The 8,961-nt window shown below is 29.2% G+C and carries 9 protein-coding genes; 5 read left to right on the top strand and 4 right to left on the bottom strand.

From position 1 onward, the window contains the following. Positions 1–45: 45 nt before the first annotated feature. On the bottom strand, positions 46–333 hold the full coding sequence (gene tnpA, locus HX049_RS17850) for an IS66 family insertion sequence element accessory protein TnpA (protein ID WP_286417688.1): 288 nt from the start codon (positions 331–333) through the stop codon (positions 46–48). 454 nt (positions 334–787) lie between these two features. On the opposite strand from tnpA, the gene HX049_RS17845 reads away from it, so the two are divergent. From HX049_RS17845 to HX049_RS17835, 3 genes are read left to right on the top strand one after another with little or no spacing between them, the layout of a single operon-like run. After that, positions 788–2,116 (top strand): DUF4041 domain-containing protein, encoded by a 1,329-nt coding sequence (locus tag HX049_RS17845; RefSeq protein WP_286417687.1) that lies wholly within the window; start codon positions 788–790, stop codon positions 2,114–2,116. Positions 2,117–2,151: 35 nt separating this feature from the next. Next, positions 2,152–3,066 (top strand): hypothetical protein, encoded by a 915-nt coding sequence (locus HX049_RS17840; RefSeq protein ID WP_286417686.1) that lies wholly within the window; start codon positions 2,152–2,154, stop codon positions 3,064–3,066. A gap of 7 nt (positions 3,067–3,073) precedes the next feature. Then, positions 3,074–3,817: a hypothetical protein gene (locus HX049_RS17835; protein ID WP_286417684.1), complete on the top strand. Its 744-nt coding sequence runs from the start codon at positions 3,074–3,076 to the stop codon at positions 3,815–3,817. A 26-nt stretch (positions 3,818–3,843) separates the two neighbouring features. Here the strand turns inward: HX049_RS17835 and HX049_RS17830 are convergent, their stop codons facing one another. After that, the gene (locus tag HX049_RS17830; protein ID WP_286417682.1) at positions 3,844–4,731 is read right to left on the bottom strand and encodes a hypothetical protein; all 888 of its coding nucleotides are present in this window, start codon (positions 4,729–4,731) and stop codon (positions 3,844–3,846) included. After that, positions 4,728–5,999, bottom strand: a complete 1,272-nt coding sequence (locus tag HX049_RS17825; protein WP_286417681.1) for a site-specific integrase — start codon at positions 5,997–5,999, stop codon at positions 4,728–4,730. The genes HX049_RS17830 and HX049_RS17825 overlap by 4 nt, the downstream gene beginning before the upstream one ends. Before the next feature lie 435 nt (positions 6,000–6,434). On the opposite strand from HX049_RS17825, the gene HX049_RS17820 reads away from it, so the two are divergent. Then, positions 6,435–7,754, top strand: coding sequence for a site-specific integrase (locus tag HX049_RS17820; RefSeq protein ID WP_286417680.1), 1,320 nt, complete (start codon positions 6,435–6,437; stop codon positions 7,752–7,754). 111 nt (positions 7,755–7,865) lie between these two features. Here HX049_RS17820 and HX049_RS17815 read toward each other — a convergent pair whose 3' ends face one another. Then, complete coding sequence (locus tag HX049_RS17815) at positions 7,866–8,120, bottom strand: DNA-binding protein (RefSeq protein WP_286417678.1); 255 nt, start codon at positions 8,118–8,120, stop codon at positions 7,866–7,868. 215 nt (positions 8,121–8,335) lie between these two features. Here HX049_RS17815 and HX049_RS17810 point away from each other — a divergent pair, with 215 nt between their 5' ends. Then, positions 8,336–8,740 carry an XRE family transcriptional regulator gene (locus HX049_RS17810; protein ID WP_286417677.1) on the top strand — a complete coding sequence of 135 codons (405 nt, stop codon included), beginning with the start codon at positions 8,336–8,338 and terminating at the stop codon, positions 8,738–8,740. The last annotated feature ends 221 nt before the right edge of the window (positions 8,741–8,961 follow it).

Here is an 8,961-nt window from a genome sequence, read left to right as displayed (position 1 = left end):
CTGATTTATACAAGTAGAATTGATGGCTACTACTCAGACTAAACATTACACAAGGTTTACTAATGAATAGAGTTCACCCAAGTCTTTCGTTTCTAAACGTAACTTCACTCCATTAGGATAGACAATCTCGTATTGTTTACCATCTGTTTTTGATGTTTTACTTATTGCTATAAAGTTACTTGAGCCTTCTTGCTCTGTTTCACCCTTAAACTTTACTACCCAATAACTAAATGTCGCTAGCTTAATTCCAACACTTTCACAATACTTTGATTGTGTCAATCCACTTGCTTGCCAATCCTCTACATGAGAGTACATAATTTCTTGTTTGCTCATCTCTTTATTATTTGAGGCAAACTTACTTCCTTACATTATATTATGAAACATGCACTTGCTCGGGCGGATACCATTTAGAAGCCTATAATTTATTAGAAAATATAGAACTAGAAAGCAGACATTTTGTTTTATTGGGACTTAGTAAAGAGCTAAGTTTTAAAGAAGTAAGTGAGGGAATTGAAAAACTAATTGACGCTTACTCAAAAAAAACAATCATTGAAATACCATAAATCAAAAATATCTATGACTTTTTATAGTAAGTCTAGTATAAACCAACTCTTTTCATAGTTCAAGGATAAGCTTTTATGCTTAACTTAATGTATACTAAGTTAGCAAGTCCATTCCTTAATTTTAAAGGAAGTCTATAACAGCTACATATTATCATGTTCTTTCCTAATAGAAGTACTTTTGTTATGATAATATTAGTAGTTTTGTTTAACTAGTTATAAAAAATATGGGATTATTTGATTTTCTAAAAAAGAAAGAGTTACAAGAGATAATTGAGCTAAAAGCATCTTTAAAAAAATATCAATCAATAATTGATATAGAAAAAGAAGAACAGAAAATAAAACTTAATATAGATAGCCAAAAAAATGATTTATCTATATTAAAAGATAAATATAATAAAGCATTAGAAACCTATACGTCACTTGTAAAAGAGATTAGTTTATTTGAGGACAAAAAAGACTTTATAGATGTTGGTGTCTTCGAGCCTATTTATAATTTAGATGCAAGTGAGAAATATAAAGAAAGAAGTAAAGAACTCATTGAACTTAGAAAGAAACTGATCTCTGAAGATAGGGCTATTATAAGTACTACAAATTGGACAGTAAATGGTAGTGAGAAAGAAGGTAGAAAAATGACGAATAGTTATAAGAAATTATTCCTTAGAGCTTTTAATGGCGAATGTGATGCTATGATTTCAAAAGTAAAATGGAATAATGTGAATATCTACGGAGAAAGAATAATTAAGTTATACGAAACACTTAATAAATTAGGGGAAAACTTTGCCATTGAAATTTCTAAAAATTATTTAGATGTAAGATTGCTTGAACTGAATACAGAATATAGTTATCAGCTTAAAAAACAGCAAGAAAAAGAGGAAATGCAAGAAATAAAAGAAAGGTTGCGTGAAGAGGAGAAAGCTATTAGAGATTATGAAAAAGCTCAAAAAGAAGCTGAAAAAGAAGAGAAGAATTTTGCAAAAGCTTTAGAACTTGCTAGAAAAGAATTAAAAGATACTTCGGAAGAAAAACAAACAGAATTACTTTCAAAAATTTCAATTCTAGAAGAAGAGTTAAAACTAGCATTAGAGAAAAAAGAAAGGGCTTTATCAATGGCTCAGCAAACCAAAAGGGGATATGTTTATATAATTTCAAATATTGGTTCTTTTGGAGATAATATCCATAAAATAGGGCTTACTAGAAGGCTTGAACCTATGGATAGGGTAAAAGAACTTGGAGATGCTTCTGTTCCATTTCAATTTGATGTCCATGCATTAATTTTTTCGGAAGACGCCCCTGCATTAGAGAATTTCTTGCATAAAGAATTTGCAGAAAAGAAAGTCAATATGCTTAATAATAGAAAAGAATTCTTTAATGTAAGTATTGAAGATATTGAACTAAAATTAAAGGAGTTAAACTTAGAAGTAGAACTAATTAAAATCCCAGAAGCGATGGAATATAGAGAAACATTAGCGATTTTAGAGAGAATTAATTCTACAGAAGATCATAAATCAATTGAGGAATTAATAGAGGAAAAATTTCCTAAAGAAATATTTTAATCTACCATTAAGAATGGTATTATAAATTTATATAAATGAAGAAAAACTTGTCTATAACTTTTTTACTAATATCCTTATTTTGTCAAGGGCAAGAAATTAGTAATAAATTTCTTCAAGATTTAGGTGTAAATCTTGAATTAGGAAAACAATATGATTATAGTACTATTATTAATGAGTTTCCTTATATCTACTATGGTGGAACTAATAGAAAAGTTAGTTTATTTCAAAATAAATATTTTAAAGAAGCTAAAGTTGTTTTTAATTATGATAATATTTTAACTGAGATAATACTACCCTTTAAAAATAAAAAGACAGTAATTAAAGAAATTGATAATGTATTAGCATTTTTACCAAATACTATAAAGCAAGAAGGTTATGATTATAGTGATTATAAAATATATTCACTAAAAGAAGAGAATGAAGATATAAGAATATCTATAAGAGAATCTAAGATTTCTTCTTTTTCTGCAGAAATAACCTTTAACTTTATTTACACAAACATTATTGAAAGTTATGATAAATTTGATAAGCAAACTATTTTTAAAACTCAAAGTGATGAAAATACAGAAAAAATTCTTTCTCTTGGACAAGAGACTTCTTGGATTGAATTAAAATATTTTGCTATATCAAAGCTTGAGAATGATACCCCAAAATATTATCTTCGTTTCTATACAAAAAATAATACTTGGAAATTTTTCAAAGAAATACAATTCTTAATAGATGATGATGAAGTAATTAAAATTGAATTAGATAGTAAAAAAGATATAATGTTAAATGCTGAAACTTCGGAATTTTTCATAATGCCTTTAGATGATTTTTTAATTAGTAAACTACTTGACTGCAAAGAGGTTTCTGCAAGATTTATTGGTAAAAATATAGAAAAAACCACTTTTAATAAACAAAATGTAAAACCTTTACAAAAATTAATTGAAACAGTTGAAAGTAAATAACAAAACTATGCCTAAAGAAGAAGATTTAAGTATTAATGAATTTGATATTGCTGCAATAACAGCTAAATCAATATTTGGAGCTATTCCAGGTGTTGGTTCTATATTATCTGAGTTAACTAGTGCGATAATACCAAATCAACGCTTTGATAGATTAATAGAATATGTAAAAATATTAAATGATAAGATTTCTCAAATCCCACAGGATGTACTAGAAATAATTAAAAATGATCCTTATTTCATTGATTTAATTGAAGAGGGATTTATTCAAGCAAGTAGAGCTATAACAAAAGATAGAAAAGAATACATAGCTAGTATTCTATATACTGGAATATGTAATGATGAGAAAAACTTTATTGAATCTAAATACTTCCTAAAATTATTATCCGAATTAAATGAGTTGGAAATCATAACTTTAACAAGTTATTATTACTGTATAGAAACTGAAAAAGCAAGTGAGTTTAAAAATAAGCATAGAAATATTCTTGAACAAAGATTTGTTTATGAGGAAGAAGAAGATTCTTTAATACTTTCATCAGACGTCCAACAAAACTATAAAGAGCATTTATTAAGATTAGGATTATTAAGTAGAGAAGATAAAATAGATTTTAAAACAAGGAATGGCAAGCAAATTATAGAGACTAAAAAAGGATCATACAAAATAACTAGGCTAGGTGGTTTTCTGCTTAAATATGCTGGTATTACAGAACATTATAATTATATTTATGAATATAACGCTGACAAAGAACAATAAGGTAAGAGGCATTCTTCTTAGCTCTATTAATCTTCTTTAGTTTTATGCCCATAAGATTTGATTGTACTGAGTTTTAAATTAAGCTCAGTACAGACAAATTCTCTCCATTGGTCTTTGATTTGTTTGTCAACTTTATCCGTATAAGGCTTTAACTCTTTAGCAAACTTGGTTACTTGCTTAAAAGACTGCGTAAAAGGAGCTTTAGGTTTTCTTCTATTTAAAATAAGATAGAAGTCTTCAAAACTCAAATCATTAGTTGTGAAGCATTGCATCAAGATACACTCCTCATAAAGAAGGTTAACTTGCATACTTGTAAAAAGATCATCGTCTAAGTTTAATCGTTCCTCTGGAAAATAGGTTGTAATCCAACCTTTAGCTTTACTGATATGAATTTTAAACAAACTATAATAGTCAGTTAGCAGATGAGTATTCTCTTTTTCAAATAGGAGCTTTTCATTTCTAATTTTCTCTAGTTCATTTTTAAAGTATTCAATGTCTACTTCGTTAAGATTCTTAGGTGCTTCTAAAGGAATTTCCCTTTCTTGTACATGTTTTAAATCTTCAATAGCAAGTTTAATTTTGTCTTCAAATAGATGTGATATATAAACCTTGTGATATAGCTTATATAAATCTAAACTCTGTATCTGAGTATTATACTCTTCAAATAGTAAATTAAGCTTATCTATAATTGAAACGATGTTATATAAAGCTCCTTTTGAGAAGTTGTTATTTCTAAGCTCGATAAGTAAAACTTCAAAATCTATTGAATCAAGATCTTTATAAACGATAGTATAAGATTCTTGCTTATAACATTGCCAAATATCGTTAGTGAAATTATCTGTTTTTAGCTCATTTAAAAGCCTATCTAATGATTTAGAATACTGACTTAGCTTAATTGAAGTTGTATCGCTCATATCGTATCAAATTTAGTCATTGCGTTAGCTTTGATTGTATCGGCTACATCAATATACGGTTTCATGGATTTATAATCAGAATGTCCTGTCCATTTCATTACTACTTGTACAGGTATCCCCAAAGATAAAGCAGTACATATAAAGGTTCTTCTTCCTACGTGAGTACTAAGATGCTCATGTTTAGGTTTTACTTCATCAATTCGCTTATTTCCCTGATAATATGTTTCTCTAATAGGTTCATCTATCCCTGCTTCTTGCCCCAGTGTCTTAACATAGTCGTTCATCTTTTGATTAGAGATCACAGGTAGTGCTTTATCATCTTCAAAAGGTACATCTTTATATTTATCTAAAATAGCTCGACTGTGTTTATTTAGTTCTACTCGTAGAAGATCGTTTGTTTTCTTGGTTACAAATTCAATCACATCATTGTTGATGTCTTGTTTGGTAAGATTATAAGCATCTGAATATCTAAGTCCTGTATAGCAACAAAAGAGAAGTACATCACGCACCCTGTCTAAATAAGGTTTGTCAGTTAAATCTTTTGCCTTGATTTTCTCAAGTTCCTCTTGAGTCAAGAAAATGATACGCTTAGAGGTTTCCTTAAGCTTGGGTTTAAAGCTTTCAAAGTTATAAGCGATAGTATAGTTGTTACTTCTACACCATTTTAAAAACCACTTTAAAAAGCTAATCTGCTTGTCAATGGTGCTGTTTCTCATTAATTTCTTTTCTCTAAGAAAAGTAACGTAATCAAGGAGTACTTTCTCATTGATATCAGAGAACTGAAAATTACTCTTAAAGTTACTTAAATGCGATCGAACAGTATTAAACTTGGTATAAGTAGCATCAGTCCAATCGTTGCGTTTACCACTACTTTTTACAAACTCATCAAAAGCAGTAAAGAGATTCTTTTCTGTAGCTGATATTGTTTGCTTATCTGAGTATCGTTTTACTTCATCTTTAAAAATTTCAAAAGAAGGCATCTCATTCTTTAGCTCAAACTCTTTAAAGATTCTATCAATGATTGTAGATAGCTCACTAATTGCTGTGTTGATTTCTGATGAACTTTGTTTAAGTTTGTTGGTACAACCGTTACGGACTCTTTCTTTATGTTCATCCCATTTGGATGCATCAATTCGATAGCCCGTAAAGAGTTCAACTCGTCCGCCATTATACACAACACGAGCTCTGATAGGAACATTCTCAACTACAAGAATATTGTCCTTTTTTCTTTTTTCAATAGCGAAAGTTACTTTTCTTTTTATAGTCATGATGATAGGTGTTAACACCCAAATATACACCCAATTTTTATACTATCATATACTATTTAATCACATTTTATAAAACATAATTTATTTTAACTTATTGATATATAGTAAAATAATACTATAATGGATTTTATAAATATATAGGTTATAATCCCTCTTTCTCCGCGAAATTATAAATAGTAACTTTTCAAAAGTTATTAAAAAAGCACAAAACCTATGATTCACAATGAGTTATAGGTTTTTTCTTTTTTAGGGGTATCACATTATTTTTAAAAGTGCACCCAAAAAGGTTACAGATTCGGTGCACAAAAAGATTTCCTAGTGATGCGCACCTTTGAACTTAACGAACCCTTACGCCAAAAGGCGCCAGAGAGTTTTAAACTGTGTTTTTGGAACGTTTTAATTCGACATTTATTAATATTTAAAAACAGTTGAATTATGTTAGAAAAACAGTTGTCAATTAATTTCTTTCTCAAACCAAGTAGGAAGAAAAGTGATTTAAGAGGTGTTTACCTTAGAATCACAGTAGATGGTATTCGCAAAGAGACTTCACTTAGTCATAGATGGGATATCAAAAGATGGAACCAAAAAGCAGGTCGTGCTAATGGTACTAAAGAAGACGCTAAAACCTTAAACTACCTATTAGATACAATTGTATCTAAAATTACTAAGTACAAATTAGAGCTATTAAGTAATGAACTACCTATTACTGCTTCAATTCTTATGGATCATATACAAGGTAAAGGGACTAGTAGGATTAAAGTTTTAGAAGAATTTCAAAAACACAATGATGAAGTTTTTAAACTTGTGCCTAAAGAGTATGCAATTGGAACACATGAAAGATACGTAACAGCAAGATCACATGTTGGAGAATATATCCGTTATGTATATGGTAAAGAAGATATAGAGTTTAGAGAGCTCAATTATGAGTTTGTAATTGGCTATGAGCACTATTTAAAGACTGTTAGAGCGTGTTCTAACAACACAGCTATAAAGTATATATCAAACTTCAAGAAGATTGTTTTACGAGCAGTTGCGAAGGGAATAATATCTTCTAATCCTTTTGTACAATACAAACCTAAAAAGACTAAACTCAACAAAAAACCATTAAGCAAACAGGAACTATCTATTTTAGAGAACAAAGAGTTTCAAAATGATAGAGTAAGTACTGTAAGAGATGTATTTGTATTTCAATGTTATACTGGCCTTGCTTATATCGATGTATATCAGTTAAAGAAAAGTGATATTACAAAAGATGAAGAGGGCAATCTGTGGATTAGAACCAACAGACAAAAGACAGATGCGAATATTACTATCCCTCTACTTCCAAAAGCAATAGAGATAATGGAAAAGTATAAAAATCATCCTGACTGTATTGGTAAAGATATCGTTCTTCCAGTTCGTTCTAATCAAAAGATGAATGAGTACTTAAAAGAGATTGCTTCTCTATGTGAGATAAGTGAGTTAAACACCCATAAAGCAAGAAGAACTTTTGGAAGTACTGTAACTCTTGGTAATGGCGTACCTATTCACGTAGTCAAAGAAATGTTAGGTCATCACTCTGTTAAACAAACAGAGGAATACGCTCTAACAGAAGAAGAGTCTATCAAAACTGAAATGCAGATATTAAAAGATAAGCTTGAAGGAAAAGCAAATAAACAAACTGATAATTACACAGATTTACTAGAGAGTTTAAAAAGCCTAACCCCTGATAAATTAACCCAACTAACTAATTTTATTAATCAGTTAAATGGATAATAGAAACTCCCTTAAATTCTCTACACTTTCTAACAATTCAACTGTTGTATTTGCAAGCAAGGAATTTAAGGGAGTTAATTTTCAACCTATTTAGTAAGTAGAAGTTAACTTCTACTTACTAAATAGGTTCTCTATCTCTTTTCTGTTGTAGTAATACGAGCCAAGTATTTTTCGATACTGCAATTTACCACTGATTCGAAGAGTTTGTAGTGAAGCTGGCGAGATACTAAGTAGTTGTCTAGCTACTTTAGCCTTTACCCATTCAAGAGAGGTTTCTTTGCTCTGTTTAGCTAATAGATCTTTTAACTCTCCAATGATTGTTTGAGCAAACAATCTTAAATCGTCCTTTGTAATTTGACTTTCCATGATAGTTATTTTTTTGGTTAAACAACTAAACTACAATCAAAACAAATGATACTTTGTTTTTGGCAGTTTCAAGGTCTATTTTGCTATGAATTTCCTATTAAACGACTATAATATTCTCATATTGGGATATCTTACCGATTATTTTATAACTTTACAATTCAATCTTTTTAAATCATTGGCTTTATCTTTGAGCCTTCTTAACTCAGCTATTAATTATGGAACATAAAATACACCAAGGAAGAAATGTAAAGCGTTTTAGAGAAATGCTTGGAATCAAGCAAGAGGTTCTTGCTTTTGATTTAGGAGATGATTGGAATCAAAAGAAGATATCTTTACTTGAACAGAAAGAAGTCATTGATAATTCATTACTACAGCAAATATCTAAAGTACTTAAGATACCTGTTGAAGCAATTAAGAATTTTGATGAACAACAAGCAATTAATATTATTTCAAGTACATTCAATGATAATGCTTGTGTTGGTGTAGTTGTCAATAATAATATCAATCCAGTAGATAAAATTATTCAACTTCATGAAGAAAAGATTGCCTTGTACGAGCGTATGCTTAAAGAGAAAGACGAAATGATGATTCGTTTAGAGAAGTTGATTCAAAGTAAATAGATTAAAATCTAAAAATATACTACACAAGCTTAACCTATGGTTAGGCTTTTTTTTGTGACTTATAAAGACAAATAGAACCTCATTAAGCCAATACATAATATAGGAGGTTTTCAGGAATACTTTTCTGAAAATTTTTTAATTATGTTCTAAGTACACGACAAAAAACTAAAGCAATTGATATTTAAAGGGTTGTGTCCATTTTTAGAGAGTAATAATCTTGA

The organism is Myroides odoratimimus (assembly GCF_030326305.1).
Lineage (GTDB): Bacteria > Bacteroidota > Bacteroidia > Flavobacteriales > Flavobacteriaceae > Flavobacterium > Flavobacterium odoratimimum_A.
Note: the sequence above shows the minus strand (reverse complement) of the source record. Positions and strands in the feature narration are given on the sequence as shown.